This window comes from Brachybacterium sp. AOP24-D1-21, assembly GCF_052378665.1.
In the GTDB taxonomy this organism is placed as follows: domain Bacteria; phylum Actinomycetota; class Actinomycetes; order Actinomycetales; family Dermabacteraceae; genus Brachybacterium.
Genome location: NZ_JBQSXX010000001.1, coordinates 1,768,260 through 1,788,102, shown reverse-complemented (window position 1 = coordinate 1,788,102; position 19,843 = coordinate 1,768,260). Strand labels below are relative to the sequence as shown.

Below are 19,843 nucleotides of genomic sequence, written 5' to 3'. Positions count from 1 at the left end.
CGGATGAGCCGCTACTCACCGGTAACGGGCTCGTCGTCAGCGCTTGAGGTGCTCTCCCAGCGCCGCGAACTGGTCCCTGGGAACGCAACCCGCCTCGCGGATCTTCGAAAGGTCCAGCGTCGACTGCGCCGGGCGCGGCGCGATACCGGTCTTGCCGGTGTAGTACTCGGCCGTGGTCACGGGCCGCACCCGCGCGGGATCGTGGCCGGTGAGCGTGTAAACCTATGCGGCGATGCGGGCCCAGCTGACGGGCTCGCCCTCGCAGGTGACGTTATAGGTCCCCGCGGCGGGGCGAGCGGTGAGCAGGTGATCGATCGCAGCGGCGAGATCGGTCGTGAAGGTGAGCCGGCCGATCTGGTCATCGACCACGGCCGTGTCGATGCCGCGCTCGGCAAGGCTCGCCATCGTGGCCACGAAGTTGCTGCCCTCACCGATCACCCAGCTGGTGCGCACGATGTAGTGCTCGGGCAGTGAGCCGGCCAGCTGATCGCCGGCAGCTTTGGTCTGCCCGTAGACACCCAGCGGACTCGGCGGCTCATCCTCGTGGTGCCGCTCGGCGGTGCCGTCGAAGACGTAATCGCTCGAGACGTGCACGAGCGTGGCGCGGTGGGTACGGGCAGCCTCGACCAGGCGCGCAACAGCGGTGACGTTCACGGCCCAGGCCTCGCGCCGGCCCTCGACGGTCTCGGCAGCGTCGACCGCAGTGAACGCGGCGGCGTTGATGATCACGCCGTAGGGCGAGAAGTCGAAGGCATCGAGGCTCGAGGGATCGACGAGGTCCAGGCGGGTGCGGTCCACGATGTCGACGTCGGCCCGCCCGGCCCAGAGCGCGGCGAGGGCTCGGCCCAGCTGGCCGTTCCCGCCGGTCACCAGGGTGCGGCGCGGCGGGACGGGCACCACATCGGCCAGGCGCGGGTGGTGCTGGTCCTTGGCGGAGAGCTCCGCTTGCGGCAGCGGGATCGGCCAGGGGATCGCGGCGGTCTCATCGGCCAGGTGCAGGAAGGTGTACTGCGACTGCGCCGCCGCAGTCCAGTGGTCATTGACCAGGTAGGTGTAGGCGGCGGGCGCCTCTAGAGTCTGGAAGGCGTTGCCCACACCGCGGGGCACGAAGATCGCCACGTCGGGGGTGATCTCGTGCCAGTAGGTCGCACCGAAGCTGAGCCCCTCGCGCAGATCCACCCAGGCGCCGAACACGCGGCCGGTCGCGACCGAGATGTACTTGTCCCATGGCTCGGCGTGGATCCCGCGGGTCACGCCCACGGCCTGGTTGAAGGAGATGTTGTTCTGCACCGGCCCGAAATCGGGAAGTCCGGCCGCGAGCATCTTCTCCCGCTGCCAGTTCTCCTTGAACCAACCCCGCGCATCACCATGCACGGGCAGGTCGATCACCAGCAGGCCCGGGATCGGGGTGGGGTGGACAGCTAGCTCGGTCATGAGGTCCTCTCGATGGCGCGGCGGCGGGAGGTCCGTGCGGTCACTGACCGGTGGCCTGGTACTTCGCCTCAGTGGCAGCCTTCTGCGGACGCCACCAGCTCTCATTGTCTCGGTACCAGTCGATCGTCGCCGCCAGGCCCGCCTCGAAGTCCTCGAACCGTGGGGACCAGCCCAGCTCCTCGCGCAGCGCGGTCGCGTCGATCGCATAGCGCAGGTCGTGCCCAGGGCGGTCGGTGACGTGGTCGTAGTCCCCCTCGTTCCGGCCCATCAGGCGCAGGATCAGCTCGACGACCTGCTTGTTGTTCTTCTCCCCGTCGGCCCCGATGAGATAGGTGCGGCCGATCTCCCCCGCCTCGAGGATCCGCAGCACCGCGCTGGAGTGGTCCTCGGCGTGGATCCAGTCGCGCACGTTCAGTCCCTCCCCATACAGGCGGGGGCGGATCCCGTCGATCAGGTTCGTGATCTGGCGCGGGATGAACTTCTCCACGTGCTGGCGCGGGCCGTAGTTGTTCGAGCAGTTCGAGAGCGTCGCCTGCACCCCGAAAGACCGCACCCACGCCCGCACCAGCAGGTCACTGCCCGCCTTCGTGGCGGAATAGGGGCTGGAGGGGTTGTACGGGGTGGTCTCGGTGAACCGCTCGGGCGTATCGAGGGCGAGATCGCCGTACACCTCGTCGGTCGAGATGTGATGGAACCGCGCCCCGTGCCGGCGCACCGCCTCCAGCAGCGTGAAGGTCCCGATGAGGTTCGAGGCCAGGAACGGCGCAGGATCGTGCAGGGAGTTGTCGTTGTGGGACTCGGCGGCGTAGTGCACCACGGCGTCGGCCTGCGCGACCAGCGGATCGACCGTCGCCGCGTCCGCCACGTCCCCCACCACCAGGCGCACCCGGTGCTCCGGCAGTCCGGCGAGGGAGGAGCGATGCCCTGCGTAGGTGAGCTTGTCGAGCACCGTCACCGTGTCCTCGGTGTGCGCGATGACGTGGTGGACGAAGGCGGAGCCGATGAACCCGGCCCCTCCCGTGACGAGCAGATGACGCGACATGGACGTACCTCCAGAACAGGACCCGCGGGTCAGGGATGCACGGGGTGGTGGGCGCGCTCGCGGGCGAGCACGTCGAGCAGATAGCGACCGTATCCGGATTTCACGAGCGGCTCGGCCCGTTCTCGCAGCTGCTCATCGTCGAGATAGCCCATCCTCCAGGCCACCTCCTCGGGAGCGCCGATGGTCAGGCCTTGTCGCTGCTGGACGGTACGGATGAACTCACCAGCGGCCGCGAGATCGTCGAACGTCCCGGTGTCGAGCCAGGCGGTACCGCGGGTGAGCACCTCGACCTGCAGGCTGCCCTCGTCCAGATACATGCGGTTCAGGTCGGTGATCTCCAGCTCCCCCCGCGGGGAGGGCTTCAGGGCTCTGGCCCGCTCGGTCACCGTCTCGTCGTAGAAGTACAGCCCTGGCACGGCAAGGTTCGAGCGCGGCTGCGCAGGCTTCTCCTCGAGCGAGAGCGCGCGGCCGTTCTCGTCCATCTCGACCACGCCGTACGCGGCAGGATCCTTCACCCAGTAGCCGAACACTGCCGCGCCTTCCAGGTCGCTAAAGCGGCCCAGCTGTGCGCCCATCCCGTGCCCGTAGAACAGGTTGTCGCCCAGCACGAGCGCGGCCTTCCCGCCTTCGAGGAACTCCTCGCCCAGGGTGAAGGCCTGTGCGAGCCCGTCCGGGGAGGGCTGGACCGTGTACTGCAGGTTCACGCCGAAGCGGTCCCCATCGCCCAGCACTCGCTGGAAAGCAGACTGGTCCTCCGGGGTGGTGATGATCAGGATGTCGCGGATCCCGGCGAGCATCAGCGTGCTCAGCGGGTAGTAGATCATCGGCTTGTCATAGACAGGCATCAGCTGCTTCGAGACACCGATGGTCAACGGGTGCAGCCGCGAGCCGGTGCCCCCGGCGAGGATGATTCCGCGCATGTGGCCAGTATGTCAGCGTTCCCCGGTGGAAGGGTCGGCGCCGCAGGCAGTGTCACCGCGGCATATTGCGCAGGTTCGTCGCCGCCATGTCGATCATCCGGCCCACACCGCCGCCGAGGACGATCTTCGTCGACGCCGCCGCGAATCCGCGGATCTGCTGCGCGGTGATCTTCGGGGGCATCGAGAGGGCGTCCGGGTCGGTCACCACATCGATCAGCACCGGGCCGGGCGTCGCGAGCGCCTCGGCGAGCTGCTTCTTCAGCGTCTTCGGGTCGGTGATGCGTACCGCGCCGATGCCCACTCCTTTGGCGATCGTCGCGTAGTCGACGTCCTCGTGGTCGGTGCCGTAGTCCGGCAGGCCCTCCACCAGCATCTCGAGCTTGACCATGCCGAGGCTGGAGTTGTTGAAGACGACGATCTTGGTGTTCAGCTGATGGAGCTTCACGGTGAGCAGCTCACCCATCAGCATGCCCAGACCGCCATCCCCGCTCATGGAGATCACCTGGCGCTGCGGGAATGCCATCGAGGCGCCGATCGCTTGCGGGAGCGCGTTGGCCATCGAGCCGTGGTGCCAGGAGCCGAACAGGCGACGCTTCCCGTTGGGGGTGATGTAGCGGGCGCCCCAGACGTTGCACATGCCGGTGTCCACGGTGAACACTGCGTCCTCCTCGGCGAGCGTGTCGAGGGTCGCCGCGAGGAACTCCGGGTGGATGGGCGTCATCTTCTCGACGTTCTTCGTGTACGCGGCGACCACCCCGGTGAGCGCCTTGTGGTGGGCCTTGAGCATGCGGCGCAGGAAGCGGGAGCTCTTGGTCCCGGTCAGCAGCGGCAGCACGGCCTGCAGGGTGAGGGCCACGTCGCCGTGGACGGCGAGGTCCAGCGGCACGCGCCTGCCCAGCCGCGACGCCTCCGCATCGATCTGGACGATCGTGGGCGGCTGCTTCCCGTCGGCTCCGGGGAGGAACTCCGGGTAGGGGAAGTCGGTGCCCAGCAGGATCACCAGATCCGCCTCATGCATGGCGTCGTAGCAGGCGCCGTAGCCGAGCAGCCCGCTCATGCCCACGTCATACGGGTTGTCGTACTGCATGAACTCCTTCCCGCCGAAGGCGTGGCCGATCGGGGCCTTGACCTGCTCGGCGAGCGCGAGCACCTCCTCACGGGCGTCGCGCACCCCGGCCCCGGTGAAGAGGGTGACGGTGCTGGCGGCGTCGATCAGCTCGGCGAGGCGGCCGACGGGGGCTGCGGCGGGCTGGACCCGGCCGAGGTCCGTGGCGAGGTCCTTGGTGAGCGGGCCGTCCACCTCCTGGTCGGCGACATCGCCGGGGACCACCAGCACGGAGACGCCGCTCTTGGCGATCGCGGTCTGCACGGCGATGTGGAGCAGCCTCGCGCCGTGCTCGCCGGAGTTGACCATCTCGCAGTAGTGGGAGCACTCCTGGAACAGGATCTCGGGATGCGTCTCCTGGAAGAAGCCGGTGCCGATCTTGCCCGAGGGGATGTGGGAGGCGATCGCGAGCACGGGAGCGCCGTCGCGGTGGGCGTCGTAGAGGCCCTGGATCATGTGGGTGTTGCCCGGGCCGCAGGACCCGGCGCATACGGCGAGCTTCCCGGTCAGGCGGGCCTCGGCGCCGGCGGCGAAGGCTCCGGCCTCCTCATTGCGCACGTGCACCCACTCGATGCCGTCGGTGGTGCGCACGGCGTCCACCACAGGGTTCAGGGAGTCCCCGACCACCCCGTAGATGCGTTCGACGCCGAGGCCACGGAGCTGGGTGACGAGGAGCTGGGCGAAAGTGCTGCGGGCCATGGTGGTGCCTCCAAGGGTGATGAGTCCGGATGGGCACCGTCCGGGGCGCAGTGCCCGACCCCACCACCCTACCCTCGCACCGGCAGGAGCTCGGGTGCAGGCCTGGACGCGCTCGGCTCAGCGCTCGGCGTCGCCGCTGAACTGCTCGTAGGCCCTGAGGATCTCTGTGAGGGAGGGGTGCAGCAGCGCCGGGTCCAGGCTGAGATTCTCACCGGGCAGGCTCACCCGCAGCCGGTCGTTCCCCTCCCCGGTCTGTCGCCTCAGCTCCGTCTCCGCGTAGGGGATCTCGAGAGGCGGGCCGTCCCCGGTGGTGCGGCGCACGCCGTGCGGCGTCAGCACCAGCAGGGAGGTGTCCGGCGCAATGGGGATGTCTGCGGACTTCTTGGCCAGGCCACTCAGAATCCGAGGCATCACGACAGCGCTCGCAAGGCCGTAGGCGCCGCCGATGATCGCCAGCAGCAGGCTGCGGGGCTCCATGACGAACAGGGCGACGGCGACGATGACCGCACCGACGAGAAGGCTGGTGCCGATGAGCAGCGGCTGCATGCGCCGCATCTTCTCGGCGCGTGCCGCCGCGCTCTCTCGGTTGAAGTACACCGTCAGGTCATCGCCGGTGCCGTAGTTCGAGTGCATGGTCCGGAAGTATGCCAGCCGCACCATATGGTCGGAGGCCTCAGTCGCCGACCGGCGCGAAGAGCTCAGTCGCCGACCGGCTCCTCGAGCGAACTCTCGGCGGCCGGTTCCTCGGCGGGGCTGAACCGCACCGTCTGCACCCGGCGCTCGTCGACCTCGACCACCTCGAGCAGCCCTCCCTCGACCTCCACGCTGTCGCCCGCCACGGGGATCCGGCCCAGCTGGGCCATCACGAAGCCGCCGACCGTCTCGTAGCCGCCGGTGTCGGGCAGGGCGATGTCGGTGGCGGATTCGAACTCCTGCAGGATCAGCCCACCCTCGAAGGTGCCGTCGGCCGCGAGGATCCGGTCCAGACCGCCGGGGACGGGCCAGCTCTCACGGTCGAACTCGTCGTAGATCTCGCCCACCAGCTCCTCGAGCAGGTCCTCGAGGGTCACGATGCCGTCGGTGCCGCCGTACTCGTCCACCACCACCGCGATCTGGTCGGCGTGGGCGCGCATCCGGTTCAGCGCCTCGAGCACCTGGACGGTGCCGGGGATGTGCTCGATGGGACGCACCAGCTCCGACAGCAGCGTCTCGCCCGGCTCCTCGACCAGCAGCATGTCGCGCACATGGACGAAGCCGAGCACGTCATCGACGTCCTCCCCGGTGACGGGGTAGCGGGAGAAGCCGGTCTCCCGGATCTCCTCACGGACCTGCACGACCGACCGCTCACCGTCGAGGAAGCGCACCTGGTGGCGGGGCTGCATGACCTCGACCACCGTGCGCTCGGACGCGTCGAAAACATCGGCCAGGACCCGCGACTCCGCCTGGTCCAGCGCCTCCGAGCTGCGCACCATCGACTTGATCTCCTCCGCGGAGACCGACTCCCGATTGGCGTGAGGATCCCCGCCCAGCAGGCGCACCACGATGTTGGTGGAGGTGGACAGCAGCCAGATCACCGGGCGCATGAGCTTCCCGAAGACACTCAGCGGGGGGCCGACGATCTTGGTCATCGCCATCGCGTTCTGCATCGCCAGCCGCTTGGGCACCAGCTCGCCGAACACGAGCGAGAGGTAGGCGATGACCAGGGTCATCCCGATCAGCGCGACCGTGCCGGCGCTCGACTCGGCGAGCCCCAGCTCGGTGAGCATCGGGACCAGCGAGGGGGCAATGGTGGAGGCGCCATAGGCGGAGGAGAAGAACCCGGCGACGGTCACGCCGATCTGCACGGCGGAGAGGAAGAGGTTGGGGTCGCGCACCATCTCAGCGGTGCGCTCACCGCCGGGGCCGCTCTCCTCGAGCTGCTTGATCTGCGATTCGCGGAGGTTGACGATCGCCATCTCGGTGCCGGCGAACAGGCCGCCGACGAGCACGAAGGCGAAGACCAGGCCGAGGTTCAGGAGCGCTGTCCAATCCATGGGGCAACGCTACCTGGGGGCGGAACCGGGAACTGGGCTGATCCTGCGCGTCTCACCGAATGCGCACACCGTTGCTGCAGTTCACAGCAGCGGCAGCAGCTCCTGCCAGACGGCGCGGAGGATCTCGGCGGCGCTTCGGCCCTCGAGCCGCGAGGTGACGGTCAGGACGGCGTCCTGTTCAGGAAGCACGATGAGCAGCTGGCCCATCGCGCCGTCGGCCCGCCAGGCACCGTCGGGCGTGCACCGCCAGATGCCGTAGCCGTAGTGAACGCTCTCGGGCTCGGCGTCCCCGGTGTCCACCCAGTTCTGCTCGGCGTGCATCGCGTCGATCCAGGCGGCTGGGACCAGCTGCGCCCCGTCGTGCTCCCCGCGCTGGAGCAGGAGCCTCCCGATCCGCGCCAGCTGCCCGCTCTTGAGGTGCAGCCCGCTCGCACCCCAGCTGTAGCCGTCGCGGGTGGTGTGCCACTGGGGGTTGAGGATCTCGAGCGGTTCGAACAGCCGCGGCATCAGCCAGTCGCGCAGGCTCTGCCCGGTGCGCTCGCTGAGCACCCGCGAGAGCAGCAGGATCGAGCCGTTGGAGTACTCCCACCGCTGGCCTGGCTCGGCGACCAGGTCGGTGCTGAGGAACAGGGAGGAGAGGTCGGCGTGATCGCGCTGCTCGTCGAGGAAGCCGAGCACCGGGGAGCCGGAGGTCATGGTCAGCAGGTGGCGCAGCCGCACCTGCTCGATGCCGCTGCCGTACCCGCCGCTCGGCGCGGGGAGATGGTCGACCAGCAGGTCCTCGGGGTCCAGCAGCCCTTCCGCGGCGGCGATGCCCACGGCGAGCGCGGTCACCGTCTTGGACACCGAGTAGATGTTCTCGGCAGTGTCCCCGGCGAAGCGGTGGCTGATCTCCGCGTGGCCGACGCGGTGCAGGTGCAGCGCGCGCACGCCGAGATCCTGTTCGAGGATCCGCTGTCGCAGCGGGAGCAGCAGCAGCTGATCGGGGACGGCAGGACTGGCAGTGGCAATCGGAGTGGCAGGGGCAGGCGGAGTGGAGGTGACGGCAGGGCTGGCGGCAGCGGCGGCGTTCATGGGAAGACCGTACCGCCCGCCCCGCACTCCGGGACCCCCGGATCTTCCCCGGATCTCCACCAAAGTTGGTGGTCAGGGTGTTCCATACCGGGAAGAATGAGCGCACTGCAGGTGCCGAGCACCTCCTCACGCTGATCGCAGCACCGCAGTCCCTTCCCCCGTCGGCACTACCGTCGACCTGAACGAAAGGCGCCCATGGACGCCCTGCGCCGCTACGTCTTCCCCGTGATCTGGATGCTGATCCTCGGCCTGATCGCCCTGGCCCTGGTGAAGATGGCCTTCTTCCCCGCCGGCGCCGACGCCGCGGGCGAGGATCCGCTCACCCCCGGTGCCGATTTCGATCAGTACGCCGTGGTCAGCGTGGAGACCGCAGACCTCTCCTCCGAGCTCGTGCTCCCGGCGATGGTCCAGCCCGATGCCGGCAGCGCACTGAAGGCCACCACCGACGGCGAGATCAACAAGATCTGGCTGAAGAACGGCGACGCCGTCGAGAAGGGGCAGCGCATCCTGCAGGTGCGATACGAGGTCGAGCCGGAGATCGTCGACCTCCCCGCGCTGCCGGTCGGGGAAGACGGTGAGGAGGGCGAAATCGCCGCACCGCAGCCCGCGCCGCAGCCCGCCGCCGCAACCGAATACCGCTACGTGAACCTGGTGGCGACCGCCTCCGGTGTGCTCAGCGGGATGGAGCTCGCCGAGTGGGATGCGCTGGCCAAGGGCGACACCGTCGCGACCATCTCCCCCGGCACCTACTCGATCGTCGCCGACCTCACCCCCGAGCAGCAGCTGTCCCTGCTGGACGTGGAGCTGAATGCGACCGCCGAGCTGCCCAACACTCCGGATCCGGTGGCCTGCACCGCACCCGCCATCACCGAGGACTCCGAGATCGAGGAGCCCGACGCTCCGCCCGCGCCCGAGGTCGATCCCTTCACCGGCGAGGTGATCTCCGGGGGCGATGCTGGGGTCTCCGCCGCACAGCTGGTATGCCCGGTCCCTGCTGAGGCTCGGGTGGTCCCGGGTCTGAGCGTCGAGGTGACCGTGGACCTTGGCACCCGCACCGGCGTGCTCACCGTCCCCACCACCGCCGTGGAGGGCGAGGGCACCGCCGGCACCGTCTACGCACTGGATGAGGCCACCGGTGAACCGGTCGCGATCGAGGTCGTGCTCGGGATGCGCGGCGATGGGGCCGTCGAGGTCACCGGGGGGCTCGAGCAGGGCCAGGAGATCCTCGAGTTCGCGCCCGGCATCGACGGCGCCGACGACTCGATGAACGTGGAGATGTGGTGAGCGCGCCTCTGCTCGAGCTGCGCGATCTGCGCCGCTCCGTGCGCCTGCCCAGCCGGGAGGAGCTGCACATCCTGCGCGGCATCGACCTCACGGTCGAGGCCGGGGACCATGTGGCGATCGTCGGCCGCTCCGGTTCCGGCAAGACCACTCTGCTGAACCTGCTGGGCCTGATCGACCACCAGAGCGGCGGCGAGCTGCTGTTCGACGGGGTGGACGTCTCCCGGCTCGGGGAACGCAGGCGCGCCCGCATGCGCGGCGCCTCGATCGGCTTCGTCTTCCAGCAGTTCAACCTGTTGGACAAGCGCACCGCGCTCGAGAACGTGATGATGCCGCTGATGTACGGCACCGCTGGCCAGTTCTGGCGGCGGGAGAAGCTCGCCCTGGAGATGCTCGACCGGGTGGGCCTGGCCGACCGTGCGCAGCAGCAACCCTCCCGTCTCTCCGGCGGCGAGCAGCAGCGAGTGGCCGTGGCCCGTGCCCTGGTGCGCAAGCCCCGGCTGATCCTGGCCGATGAGCCCACCGGAGCTCTCGACGTCACCACCGGCGAGGCGGTGATGGCGCTGCTGGACGAGATCGCGCGCGACTCCGACGCCGCACTGGTCACCATCACCCACGACTTGCAGGTCGCCGCGATGTCCCGGCGCTCGTTCCTGCTGAACGAGGGCACTCTGCACGACGTCGGCGGGGCCGACGCTCGCGGGGCGCTGTCGGCGACCGTGGGAATCCGCGCCGGACGGGAGGCGGTGGCATGACCGGCCTGATCGCCTCGATCGTCGAGGCCTACGGCGAGCTGCGCGTGAACAAGGGCCGCATCCTGCTGTCCCTGATCGGGGTGGCGTTCTCCGTCTTCGCGCTGACCGCGGTGATGGGCGGCGGCGGCATGCTCACCAGCGCCCTCACCCAGTCCACCGAGACGTGGGCGGGACGCGATACGACCCTGACGATCTACCCGGCAGGCTCCGCGGCCGAGGTCACCCCCGAGGAGCAGGATGCGGTGGTGCTCGAGCAGATCGAACGGCTCGGCATCGACCAGCGCACCCGCCGCATCAACGACTCGCTGCGCGTGCAGACCCCGCATGGCGTGAAGTCGGCGCAGCTGACCGGGGTGGACCCCGCCTACGGGAACATCTACCGCACCACGGTCGCCGACGGCCGCTGGCTCGCGGACTCCGACGCCCGCCGCCTGGCCCCTGCACTGGTGGTCAACGCGCCGATGTACGAGCAACTGGGACGCCCGGACCTGGGGACCGAGCCGGTCACGATCTACGGACCCACGGGAGCGACCGACTCCGACCAGGCGATCGTGGTCGGCGTGCTCCCCGCGGCCGAGGAGACGGACTGGGGACTGCAGGCGTACGTCGCCGCCGGCAGCATGAGCGCGCTGCCCGGCCGGACCGAAGCCCCGGTGGTCTCCGACTACATCCTGTGGGTGCCGCCGGAGCAGGCCGACGAGATCCGCGAGCGCCTGGGCGCCTCGCTGCGGAACACCGCGGTGGGATCCTTCGAGGTCCATCCGAGCTCGATGTCCGCCGAGGATCTGGGCTTCCCGGTGCTCGCCTATGCGGTCATCGGCGTGGCGCTGGTGATCCTGGTGCTCGGCGCCCTGGGCCTGGTGAACATCTCCCTGGTCACGGTGCGCTTCCGGGTGCGGGAGATCGGGATCCGACGCTCCTACGGCGCCACCGGCGGCCGGATCTTCGTGGGCGTGCTGATGGAGTCGGTGGTCGCCACGGTGCTCGCCGGCGCGGTGGGGGTGACCGGCGCGATCGCCCTGGTGAAGGCCCCGTTCGTCTCCACCTTCTTCAGTGGTATCGGGCTGGTGGAGCTGCCTCCCTTCCCGGTGGAGGCGGTGGTGGTGGGCCTCGGTGCGGCGACCCTGGTGGGTGTCCTCGCCGGCGCCCTCCCCGCGCTGATCGCCACCCGGATCAAGGTCATCGACGCGATCCGCAGCTGAGGAAGGGCAGGCCCGTCAGTCCCCGTCAGTCTTGGGGCAGCGCCGCAGGTGTGACAGGTCAGATCAGCACGGGCCCCGGAGCCGGTGCATCCGCAGCCCGGCCGACGGGCTCGAGCAGGCGCAGCCCCTCGCGTCGGCTGATCATCACGACGATCAATGCTGTGAGCAGCAGGGCCGCGACCGCGGAGGCCGCTCCCCCGGCGAGGGCCGCGTCATCGAGGCCGGCGAATGATCCTGCACTGGCCAGCTCGTCATAACCGGCAGCCGCCCCGTGATCGGCGAGCGCCGCGGCCGAGGTGCCGGGGGCGGCCACCGCGGCGCTGAGCGCCGAGGCACCGGCACCCGCACCGGTGCCGGCGGCGAGCGCGGAGACGATCAGCGAGCCCACGGTGAGCGTGAGGGTGAGGATGATCGACAGCTCGAGGCCGCCGCTCTTCCAGGCGAGCACCGCGGCGGCGAACGCCAGGGCGAGCGCCGGGATCACCACGGCGGGTGTGAGCTGACGGCCGATCAGCGAGACCCCGGCGACGACCACGAAGGGCACCACGGGGCTGCGCAGCCAGGTGCCGACGGCCTGGAGGATCATGCCGCGCAGCGCCAGTTCGAGGCCCACGGCCTGGAGCGGGGCCAGGACCAGCACGATCACCACCACCAGCAGCAGCTGGAGCACCGAGACTCCGCCGCCCGGAGCACCCGCCGACTCTCCGGAGCTGGCGAGATGACCGGCCACCGCGGCGATCGCGACCGTCGCCAGCGCCCCGGCCGCCACCCATGCGCCGAGCGGGCTCAGCAGGTCACGACGGAACCGGGCAGCGACGGACCAGGCCGGGCCCAGAGGCCGCCAGCCGCCGACGCGCACTCCCACGATCCCGGCAGGGAGCCACAGGGAGCCCATCAGCAGCGCGAGCACCGCATCCAGCGGACTGGTGGGATCACCGCTGGTCACGCCGATGGCGACGTTCACGCCGGGCGCGAGGGCAAGCACCAGGATCATCAGCACGAGCAGCACGGAGGCCAGCACCACATAGGCGATGAGAGCCGCGACCACGGTCAGCAGCGGCCGTAACCGGGCCGACCATTCGGGCCGCAGCGTCGCGAGCCGGTGATAAGGGGTCGGACGCTCGGTCCCGAGAAGATTCATGCGGCGTTCTCTGCACTCTCGTGAGGGCGCGCGAGATCGGCGCCGGCGGGGTGGGCGGTGCTGGCTGTGCTGGCAGTGCTGGTGGGATTGGCAGTGCTGGCAGTGCTGACTGTGCTGGCAGTGCTGGCAGAACTGGCAGTGCTCTCGCTGAGGTGCTGGCGGCGGGCCTCGTAGGCGCGGGCCTGCGCGGCATGGGCCTGGGAGGCTGCGGCCGACAGGCCGAGATCCTCGATGCTGAGCGCGTGGGCGAGCGGACCGAAGGGACGGTCGCTGCGGACCCGCCCGTCGGCCGTGAGGTGCACCAGCTCGCCGGAGTCGAGGAGTCGCCAGGCGGGATCGTCGTCCAGGGGTTCGCTCGCGATGACGACCGAGCGTGCCCCGCGTGGGTCCTCACTGCGGGCGCGCACGGCGAGCGAGTCCGAGGACTGCTCGAGGGCGTCATCCCGCGTGTCCACGACAGCAGGGCGATCGAGGATCCACAACTCGTTGGTCGCGGGCAGACGCACGGCGACGAGCTCCTCCCCCTTCATCACCAGGACGTTCACGGAGTAGACGGGGACATGACCGGCGATCCAGCACAGCGCGGCGGTCACCCCGGCGCGCAGGTCACCGCCGTGGGCGGCCACCTCACCGGTGATCAGCGCGGCCATCCACTCGCTGTCGGTCGAGCCCTGGACGTAGTGGGCGGTGCCGAGCGCGGCGACCCGCTGCCGCATCTCCTCGGTGATCTCCAGGACCCCGTTGTGGGCGGAGATGATGCCGTCCTGCAGGAACGGGTGCGTGTTCTCGTCGCAGTGCCCGGTGCCGGAGGAGAGACGCAGGTGGGCGAGCATCGCGCGGGAGCGGAGCGTGGTCGCGAAGCCCGTGAACGCTTCCGATGCGTACGCCGCGACGGGGCGCTTGCGGATCCGGGGCTGTCCCTCCTCATCGATCCATCCCAGGCCGGTGCCGTCGGCGTTGAAGCGCGACTGGTTCAGCAGGGAGTAGGGCGCATCGAGCAGCCACAGATCGGCGGTGACGGGGTGGTCGGAATGAAGAGCGAAGAGTCGGCACATGACCCGTCCACTCTAGAACTCCCTGGCTGAGGGTGCAGTGAGCGTCACCACGAGCACCGTGTTCCGCGCACCTCGTCCGTCCCGCAGCGGTGCCGGGGAGCCGCCCGCTCCTCAGCCCGGCAGAAGCACTACCCCCGACGCTGTTCCGTCCGTCGGCCGCCGGTGGCACGATGACCCGCACGAGGGATCGCAGCGCGACCCCGCACCTGAGGAGGAACCATGCCCAGTTCCACGCCGTACATCTCGTTTCCCGGCAATGCCGCCGAGGCCATGTCGTACTACCAGGAGGTCTTCGGGGGCACCCTCGACGTCATGACGTACGGCGACAACCCCATGGAGGGCATGCCGTTCACCCCTCCGCCGGAGTCCATCGCCCATGCTCAGCTGCAGGGAGGTCTGGTCACGCTCGCCGGTGGCGACGACATCGGCGAGAGCCCTCAGCCGCTGGACGGCTCCGCCTACTCCCTGATGGTCATGCCGAGCTCCGTGGCAGATGCCCGAGCCCTGATCGAGAAGCTCACCTCCACCGGCGCCAGCATCGAGCTCCCGTTCGAGCAGGCTTCCTGGGGCGACCACTACGGGCAGGTCAAGGACCGCTTCGGCGTTCTCTGGCAGATCGACGTCCCTGCCTCGCAGAGCTGAAGCGCCCGCACTGCCGGCCACCCACCGCTGGGCGAGCTCATGCAGGGTGAGCTCAGGCAGGCCCGGCGGGCGAGCGCGAGTCCGGTCACGTCCGGGAAGGTCGCGCCCGCCCGGCGCGTTGCTGGGGGCATGAACTCCTCCCTCCCCCGCACCCTTGGCATCCTCGGCGCTGGCAAGGTCGGCACCGTGCTGGCCCGCCTGGCCCTCGCCGCCGGACACGAGGTGCTGATCTCGGGCTCCGGTGACCCCGCCGAGATCGAGCTGATCACCGAGGTCCTCGCCCCCGGGGCCCAGGCCGTGACCACCCGGGAAGCCGCCGAGCGCGCGGATCTGGTGATCCTCGCGCTGCCACTGGGGAAGCACGCCTCGATCCCCGCCGACGCCCTCCAGGGCAAGCTCGTGGTGGACGCCATGAACTACTGGTGGGAGACCGACGGGATCCTCGAGGAGTTCTCCCATCCGGGCGCCTCGACGAGCGAGTTCGTGCAGGGTCTGCTGCCCGGCGCGACCGTGGTGAAGGCTTTCAACCACATGGGCTATCACGATCTCGAGGACCTCGCCGGCCGTGCCGCACCCCGGGCCGCGATCGCGATCGCGGGCCCCTCCCCGCAGGCCGAGACCGTGGGCGCGCTGGTGGAGGAGCTGGGCTTCGATCCACTGCTGATCGGCCCCCTCGCCGAAGGGGTGCGCCTGCAGCCGTTCAGCGAGGCCTTCGGCAGCAGCGGCGACGCCGCGACGCTGCAGGAGATCGTGGACCGCTTCCCTCAGACCGAGCACGGGCGCGAGGTCATGGCGGCCCTGGGAGAGCGGGTCTGAGCTGAGACGCTCCGAGTCACGACGTTCTACGCCGCGAGGGTCTGCACGCTGCCGCGCTGCGGCTCCCACAGGCCCAGGCCGGCGCGCCGCGAGTACCACCACCAGATCCCGGCCGAGAGCAGCAGCATCGGCACCATCGCCAGCACGAACCCGAGCAGCTGGACCTCTCCCTGCTCGGTGAATCCGGGGATCAGCGGCGCGATCGCGAACAGGGTCCAGTTGTTGGCGGCGTGCAGCAGGATCGGGATCTCCAGCCCTCCGGTCTTCCAGGCCAGCAGCCCCATCACGATCGCGAAGACGGCGATGTCGATCTGGCCCAGCCAGTTGTAGCCGTGGCCCAGCATGAACAGCGGCACCGGGACCAGGATCCCGATCAGCGGCCATCGCAGCCAGGTGCCGAGGAGCTGCATCGGCAGGGCCCGGAACGCGAACTCCTCCCCCGCGCTCTGCAGCGGGGAGAGCAGGAGCGCCAGCAGCCAGGCGATGATCACGCCCGCCTCGAGCGGCGGCATCACGATCGCCTCGCGCTCCAGGATCAGGTTCAGCACCAGGTTCAGCAGCACGTACACCGGCACCACCACGAGCGCGGCGCGGCCCAGCAGGCCCCAGCGGAACCGTCCTGTCACCGAGAGCGCGATCCCGGCGCGACCGTACCCGGCGAGGGTCCCCACCAGCACGGCCGGGATCAGCAGCGCCAGCATGCCGAGGCCCATCAGCTGCTCCACGGGGTTCAGCGGATCCATCAGGGTCGTGCTGGGGGCCAGGTTCGGCCAGATCACGCTCGCGATCACCAGCGGCGTGAGCAGTTGGAGGTTCATCACGACATAGACCGCGAAGGCCACCACGATCGTCACCAGGGGACGCCACCAGTAGCGGCGGTGCGGGATCGCACGAGCGGCGCGATGGTAGGGCTGCGAGATCGCACCGGAGCCGCGCTGGGAGATCTGAAGGCTCGCAGGGGCAGTGCCGTGGGAGACGCGAGTGTCCATCGCCGGCAACGGCCCCGCGGTGCTGCAGAGCTCGCTGGCAGCAGCAGGAGGGGAGGACGGCGGGGACGGGGGAAGCAGAGCGTGCTCGTTCATGCCTCGATCCTGTCTGTCCCGTCGGCCGCTCCGCATCCGCCCCGCGTCGGGGCCGCCCTGACCGATCGACCGACCCTGCCGGCCACGCCATCAGCCGCGCGGACGATCCGTCAGCCGCCTCCCGCTCTCTACGCTGGCTCCATGACCCTCCCCGTCCTGCACCCCTCGGCCGCACCCTCGGTGCGCAGCCCGCACCAGTGGGCGATCGCGGTGGTGCAGAGCCTCGTCGGCACGGCGCTGGGACTGCTGCTGTTCCTGATCAGCTTCGGGTCACTGCTGATGGAGTTCTCCGACCAGCCTCCCGGCGGCCTGGTGGCGCTGTACGCCGTCGATGCGCTGGTGGGGATCGTGGCGACCCTGGCGATCGGGCCGCTGCGTTTCCTGCGGCCGGGGCGGCTGCACAGCGCGGCCCATCTGCTGCTGGCCGCTTCTGTCGGGCTCAGCGTGTGGTCGATGCCGGCCGCGGCGCTGGCCCTGTACCGGATCGGGCTGCGACGCCGCACGGTGCTCGATGTCGGGGCGGTCCTGCTGGTCGCGGGCACCTCGCTGGCGACGCTGAGCCTCGATGCCCGGCTCCGAGGCGATGAGCCGGATGTCCTCGTGCTCTCCGCGGTGGGGGTGATGGTGGTGCTCGCGCTGATCCCGCTGCTGATCGGCCACGTGGTGGGAACGCGCCACGAGCTCCTGACCTCTTGGCAGGAACGGGCGGCCTCGGCGGAGCGGGAGCGGGAGACCGCCCAGCGGGAGCGCGCCGCCGCCGAGCGGGAGGCCACCGCCCAGGTGCGGGAGCGGGAGGCCGACGTCGCCCGGGTGCGCGCCGAGGAGCGGGCGGCGCTGGCCCGCGACATGCATGACAGCATCTCCCACCACCTGGCCACGATCGCCATGCATGCCGGCGCCATGGCCTACCGCGAGGACCTCTCCCCGGAGGCGCTGCGCCGTTCCGCGGGGACGGTGAGGGACGCCGCGCAGCAGGCGAACCGGGAGCTGCGCACGGTGCTGACGGGGCTGCGCAGCACCGAGGGTGATCAGCCGCTCGCCACCGCTCCGACCCTGGAGGGCATCGTCGAACGATGCCGGGAGGAGGGGCAGGAGGTCGCGCTGCGCTGGGAGGGCCTGACTGCGGAGGATCTCCTCACCAGCGACCGCAGCACGGTGGTGGCGCTGGCCCGGATCCTCGGCGAGGTCACCGTGAACGCCGCCAAACATGCTCCGGGCACCCCGCTGCAGGTGGAACTCCTCCGCTGTGACCAGCGGGTGGTGCTGCGGGCCCGGAACCCGCTGCCCTCCGCGCCGGTGACGGCGGCGACGTCGACCGGTCACGGGCTGCTCGGGGTGCAGGAGCGGGCACGCCTGCTGGGCGGCGAGGCGCGGTACGGCGCGAGCGACGGGATCTTCGAGGTGGAAGCATGGATGCCATGGTGAACAGTGCCGAGGATCAGGATCATGCCGTCGAGCGCGGGGTGCGGGTGCTGCTGGTGGACGATGAGGCGCTGATGCGCGCCGGCCTGCGGCTGATGATCGACGGTGCGCACGGCATCGTGGTGGTCGGGGAGGCGACCGATGGCGAGTCAGCCCTCGAGCAGATCCGCTCCCTGGCCCCCGATGTGGTGCTGATGGATATCCGCATGCCCCGCATGACCGGGCTCGAGGCCCTGCAGGTTCTCCGCACCGAGGGCAGCGCGGCCAGGGTGGTGATGCTGACCGCCTTCGACACCGACAACTTCCTGCTGGAGGCGCTGCGCGCCGGTGCGGTGTCGTTCCTGCTCAAGGATTCCCCGCCCGAGGAGGTGGTGCAGGCGGTGCTCGACGCCGCCGGCGATCGACCGCGCTTCTCGCCCGAGGTGCTCACGCGCCTGGTGCGGCTCGCCGCCTCCGGCACTGGCGGTTCCGCCGCCGCGGAGGTCGGGACGACCGACGGCACCGAGACCGCCCCCGCTCCTGCGGGCATCACCGAGCGTGAGTGGGAGGTGGCGCGGCTGGTCGCCCGTGGGCTCGCCAATCAGGAGGTCGGAGAGAGCCTGTTCATGTCGGTCGCCACGGTGAAGACCCACCTCGGCAGGCTCTATCACAAGCTGCAGGTCACCAACCGGGTTCAGCTCGCGATCCGGGTGCTCGAACTGGGTGGCTGACGGGGGCCGGCTGGGGTCGGAGATCAGAGGTCAGAGACGACCGTGGCTGCGGCATCAGCGCGTCGTCGACGCAGCATCGACGCAGCACGGACGCAGCGGCAGCCCCGCGTCAGCGCAGGTCGTCGCGGCCGCGGTCGCTCAGCTGGGCGACCAGTCCAGCGAGCCGCTGGGCGTCGTCGTCGGCGATCACGAGCAGGGCATCCTCGGTGTCGACGATGCTGATCCCCTGCACTCCGACCAGCGCGACGAGGCGGTCCGTGGATCCGTAGACCGTCGCCGTGGAGGACAGCGCGGCGACGGCCTGGCTCCCCAGCACCCGGACGTCGGAGTCTGCAGCGCCGACCGCACGAGCGCCCAGCACGGGGACCCGACCGTCGGCCGAGGCGGAACCGCTCGCGCCGCCAGTGGCAGCACCTGAGCCGGGGCCGTTCTCCCGCAGCTGCCGGGCGAGCGCCGCGAAATCGCCCACGTCATCCCAGCCGAAGGTCGCGGGCACCACGGCCACCTTGCCCGCGGCGGCGAGCGGCTCGGCGAGCGCGTGATCGATCGCGATGCTGGTCAGACGCGGCCAGGTCTCGGCGAGCACCCGGTCGTAGTCCGCCGTGCCATGCACTGCGGCGATCTCCCGCACACCGGCGGCGAGACCAGGGATCTGTGCGGCCAGCTCGTCGAGCAGCACCCGGGCGCGCACCACGAACATGCCGGCATTCCAGAAGAACGTGCCCGCGGTGAAGAACTGCTCCGCGGTCTCGCTGTCGGGCTTCTCGACGAAGCGGGACACCGGCCGAGCACCGGTCGCATGCAGGGCCGCGGCGCCACCGTCCGTGCCGCCGACGGGCCCGGCGTCCCCGCCCTGCTCGATATATCCGAAACCGGTCGCCGCATGAGTGGGCTGGATGCCGAGGGTGACCAGGTAGCCGAGCTCGGCGGCACGCCGTGCCGCTGTGACCGCCTCGCAGAAGGCCTGCTGATCGGTGATCAGATGATCCGCCGCGAACGACCCGATGACCGCGTCGGGCTCCTCGCGCTCCACCAGCGCGGCAGCCAGCGCGATCGCCGGCATCGAGTTGCGTGGGGACGGCTCGACGAGGATCCGTGCCGAGTGCGTCGGGTCGCCGCTCTGCGCCTTGTCCTGCGCCTCGCCCTGCCGCGCGCCTTGCACGCCATGCCGCCCCCGGGGGATGCCCACCTGCTCCTGCACCGCAGAGACATGAACCGCGCCGGTGACCACGATCGGCGAGCGGTCGGCGAGCGGCACGAGCCGCTGCACGGTCTGCTGCAGGAGCGAGGACCCGCTGCCGGTGAGGTCGAGCAGGAACTTGGGACGAGCGCGGCGCGAGAGCGGCCAGAGCCGAGTACCGGCACCGCCGGCCGGGATGATCGGAACGAAAGGAGCCTGCGACATGCGGCGAGCATATCCAGGCCCCGAC

Annotated in this window: 17 protein-coding genes and 1 pseudogene; 7 read left to right on the top strand and 11 right to left on the bottom strand. The window is 70.3% G+C overall.

Annotated elements, in window-relative coordinates:
- Window positions 1-36 precede the first annotated feature (36 nt).
- From ACT3UF_RS07980 to ACT3UF_RS07950, 7 genes and pseudogenes are all read right to left on the bottom strand, one after another.
- Window positions 37-1,434 (bottom strand): annotated as a pseudogene (locus ACT3UF_RS07980) (sugar nucleotide-binding protein).
- Between the two features lie 40 nt (window positions 1,435-1,474).
- Window positions 1,475-2,476, bottom strand: coding sequence for a dTDP-glucose 4,6-dehydratase (rfbB, locus tag ACT3UF_RS07975; RefSeq protein WP_444599215.1), 1,002 nt, complete (start codon window positions 2,474-2,476; stop codon window positions 1,475-1,477).
- A gap of 29 nt (window positions 2,477-2,505) precedes the next feature.
- Window positions 2,506-3,396: a glucose-1-phosphate thymidylyltransferase RfbA gene (rfbA, locus tag ACT3UF_RS07970; protein WP_444502390.1), complete on the bottom strand. Its 891-nt coding sequence runs from the start codon at window positions 3,394-3,396 to the stop codon at window positions 2,506-2,508.
- A 52-nt stretch (window positions 3,397-3,448) separates the two neighbouring features.
- Entirely contained in the window at window positions 3,449-5,200 is a 1,752-nt protein-coding gene (locus ACT3UF_RS07965) for a pyruvate dehydrogenase (RefSeq protein ID WP_441444833.1), read from the bottom strand.
- Between the two features lie 117 nt (window positions 5,201-5,317).
- Window positions 5,318-5,833, bottom strand: coding sequence for a hypothetical protein (locus ACT3UF_RS07960; protein ID WP_441444834.1), 516 nt, complete (start codon window positions 5,831-5,833; stop codon window positions 5,318-5,320).
- Window positions 5,834-5,898: 65 nt separating this feature from the next.
- Window positions 5,899-7,233 carry a hemolysin family protein gene (locus ACT3UF_RS07955; RefSeq protein ID WP_441444835.1) on the bottom strand — a complete coding sequence of 445 codons (1,335 nt, stop codon included), beginning with the start codon at window positions 7,231-7,233 and terminating at the stop codon, window positions 5,899-5,901.
- Window positions 7,234-7,314: 81 nt separating this feature from the next.
- Window positions 7,315-8,307, bottom strand: coding sequence for a serine hydrolase domain-containing protein (locus ACT3UF_RS07950; RefSeq protein WP_441444836.1), 993 nt, complete (start codon window positions 8,305-8,307; stop codon window positions 7,315-7,317).
- 195 nt (window positions 8,308-8,502) lie between these two features.
- Here ACT3UF_RS07950 and ACT3UF_RS07945 point away from each other — a divergent pair, with 195 nt between their 5' ends.
- The 3 genes from ACT3UF_RS07945 to ACT3UF_RS07935 are packed head-to-tail and all read left to right on the top strand — an operon-like array spanning window position 8,503 to window position 11,545.
- Window positions 8,503-9,591, top strand: coding sequence for a hypothetical protein (locus tag ACT3UF_RS07945; RefSeq protein WP_444599214.1), 1,089 nt, complete (start codon window positions 8,503-8,505; stop codon window positions 9,589-9,591).
- The gene (locus ACT3UF_RS07940) at window positions 9,588-10,343 is read left to right on the top strand and encodes an ABC transporter ATP-binding protein (protein WP_444592160.1); all 756 of its coding nucleotides are present in this window, start codon (window positions 9,588-9,590) and stop codon (window positions 10,341-10,343) included. Before ACT3UF_RS07945 ends, ACT3UF_RS07940 begins: the two co-directional genes overlap by 4 nt.
- The gene (locus tag ACT3UF_RS07935; protein ID WP_442332768.1) at window positions 10,340-11,545 is read left to right on the top strand and encodes an ABC transporter permease; all 1,206 of its coding nucleotides are present in this window, start codon (window positions 10,340-10,342) and stop codon (window positions 11,543-11,545) included. The genes ACT3UF_RS07940 and ACT3UF_RS07935 overlap by 4 nt, the downstream gene beginning before the upstream one ends.
- Before the next feature lie 58 nt (window positions 11,546-11,603).
- Here the strand turns inward: ACT3UF_RS07935 and ACT3UF_RS07930 are convergent, their stop codons facing one another.
- Together ACT3UF_RS07930 and ACT3UF_RS07925 are read right to left on the bottom strand one after the other, a co-directional pair.
- Window positions 11,604-12,686 carry a CAAX protease gene (locus ACT3UF_RS07930; protein WP_444606290.1) on the bottom strand — a complete coding sequence of 361 codons (1,083 nt, stop codon included), beginning with the start codon at window positions 12,684-12,686 and terminating at the stop codon, window positions 11,604-11,606.
- Window positions 12,683-13,741 carry a class II glutamine amidotransferase gene (locus ACT3UF_RS07925; RefSeq protein WP_444608239.1) on the bottom strand — a complete coding sequence of 353 codons (1,059 nt, stop codon included), beginning with the start codon at window positions 13,739-13,741 and terminating at the stop codon, window positions 12,683-12,685. The genes ACT3UF_RS07930 and ACT3UF_RS07925 overlap by 4 nt, the downstream gene beginning before the upstream one ends.
- Window positions 13,742-13,960: 219 nt before the next feature.
- Here ACT3UF_RS07925 and ACT3UF_RS07920 point away from each other — a divergent pair, with 219 nt between their 5' ends.
- Window positions 13,961-14,383, top strand: a complete 423-nt coding sequence (locus ACT3UF_RS07920) for a VOC family protein (RefSeq protein WP_444608238.1) — start codon at window positions 13,961-13,963, stop codon at window positions 14,381-14,383.
- Window positions 14,384-14,512: 129 nt separating this feature from the next.
- Window positions 14,513-15,199: an NADPH-dependent F420 reductase gene (locus ACT3UF_RS07915; RefSeq protein WP_441444843.1), complete on the top strand. Its 687-nt coding sequence runs from the start codon at window positions 14,513-14,515 to the stop codon at window positions 15,197-15,199.
- Between the two features lie 26 nt (window positions 15,200-15,225).
- Here ACT3UF_RS07915 and ACT3UF_RS07910 read toward each other — a convergent pair whose 3' ends face one another.
- Window positions 15,226-16,281 carry a lysostaphin resistance A-like protein gene (locus ACT3UF_RS07910; protein ID WP_444608237.1) on the bottom strand — a complete coding sequence of 352 codons (1,056 nt, stop codon included), beginning with the start codon at window positions 16,279-16,281 and terminating at the stop codon, window positions 15,226-15,228.
- A gap of 141 nt (window positions 16,282-16,422) precedes the next feature.
- Here ACT3UF_RS07910 and ACT3UF_RS07905 point away from each other — a divergent pair, with 141 nt between their 5' ends.
- Together ACT3UF_RS07905 and ACT3UF_RS07900 are read left to right on the top strand one after the other, a co-directional pair.
- Entirely contained in the window at window positions 16,423-17,706 is a 1,284-nt protein-coding gene (locus tag ACT3UF_RS07905; RefSeq protein WP_444600891.1) for a sensor histidine kinase, read from the top strand.
- The gene (locus ACT3UF_RS07900) at window positions 17,700-18,413 is read left to right on the top strand and encodes a response regulator transcription factor (protein ID WP_444608236.1); all 714 of its coding nucleotides are present in this window, start codon (window positions 17,700-17,702) and stop codon (window positions 18,411-18,413) included. The genes ACT3UF_RS07905 and ACT3UF_RS07900 overlap by 7 nt, the downstream gene beginning before the upstream one ends.
- 109 nt (window positions 18,414-18,522) lie before the next feature.
- Here ACT3UF_RS07900 and ACT3UF_RS07895 read toward each other — a convergent pair whose 3' ends face one another.
- Window positions 18,523-19,818: a mannose-1-phosphate guanylyltransferase gene (locus ACT3UF_RS07895; RefSeq protein ID WP_444592155.1), complete on the bottom strand. Its 1,296-nt coding sequence runs from the start codon at window positions 19,816-19,818 to the stop codon at window positions 18,523-18,525.
- Between the last annotated feature and the right edge of the window lie 25 nt (window positions 19,819-19,843).

Excerpts from the sequence above, each read along its gene's own strand:
- ACT3UF_RS07935 (WP_442332768.1), top strand. The coding sequence starts at position 10,340 with ATGACCGGCCTGATCGCCTCGATCGTCGAGGCCTACGGCGAGCTGCGC.
- ACT3UF_RS07960 (WP_441444834.1), bottom strand. The coding sequence starts at position 5,833 with ATGCACTCGAACTACGGCACCGGCGATGACCTGACGGTGTACTTCAAC.
- rfbB (WP_444599215.1), bottom strand. The coding sequence starts at position 2,476 with ATGTCGCGTCATCTGCTCGTCACGGGAGGGGCCGGGTTCATCGGCTCC.
- ACT3UF_RS07930 (WP_444606290.1), bottom strand. The coding sequence starts at position 12,686 with ATGAATCTTCTCGGGACCGAGCGTCCGACCCCTTATCACCGGCTCGCG.
- rfbA (WP_444502390.1), bottom strand. The coding sequence starts at position 3,396 with ATGCGCGGAATCATCCTCGCCGGGGGCACCGGCTCGCGGCTGCACCCG.
- ACT3UF_RS07945 (WP_444599214.1), top strand. The coding sequence starts at position 8,503 with ATGGACGCCCTGCGCCGCTACGTCTTCCCCGTGATCTGGATGCTGATC.
- ACT3UF_RS07910 (WP_444608237.1), bottom strand. The coding sequence starts at position 16,281 with ATGAACGAGCACGCTCTGCTTCCCCCGTCCCCGCCGTCCTCCCCTCCT.
- ACT3UF_RS07905 (WP_444600891.1), top strand. The coding sequence starts at position 16,423 with ATGACCCTCCCCGTCCTGCACCCCTCGGCCGCACCCTCGGTGCGCAGC.
- ACT3UF_RS07925 (WP_444608239.1), bottom strand. The coding sequence starts at position 13,741 with ATGTGCCGACTCTTCGCTCTTCATTCCGACCACCCCGTCACCGCCGAT.
- ACT3UF_RS07965 (WP_441444833.1), bottom strand. The coding sequence starts at position 5,200 with ATGGCCCGCAGCACTTTCGCCCAGCTCCTCGTCACCCAGCTCCGTGGC.
- ACT3UF_RS07950 (WP_441444836.1), bottom strand. The coding sequence starts at position 8,307 with ATGAACGCCGCCGCTGCCGCCAGCCCTGCCGTCACCTCCACTCCGCCT.
- ACT3UF_RS07895 (WP_444592155.1), bottom strand. The coding sequence starts at position 19,818 with ATGTCGCAGGCTCCTTTCGTTCCGATCATCCCGGCCGGCGGTGCCGGT.
- ACT3UF_RS07920 (WP_444608238.1), top strand. The coding sequence starts at position 13,961 with ATGCCCAGTTCCACGCCGTACATCTCGTTTCCCGGCAATGCCGCCGAG.
- ACT3UF_RS07915 (WP_441444843.1), top strand. The coding sequence starts at position 14,513 with ATGAACTCCTCCCTCCCCCGCACCCTTGGCATCCTCGGCGCTGGCAAG.
- ACT3UF_RS07900 (WP_444608236.1), top strand. The coding sequence starts at position 17,700 with ATGGTGAACAGTGCCGAGGATCAGGATCATGCCGTCGAGCGCGGGGTG.
- ACT3UF_RS07955 (WP_441444835.1), bottom strand. The coding sequence starts at position 7,233 with ATGGATTGGACAGCGCTCCTGAACCTCGGCCTGGTCTTCGCCTTCGTG.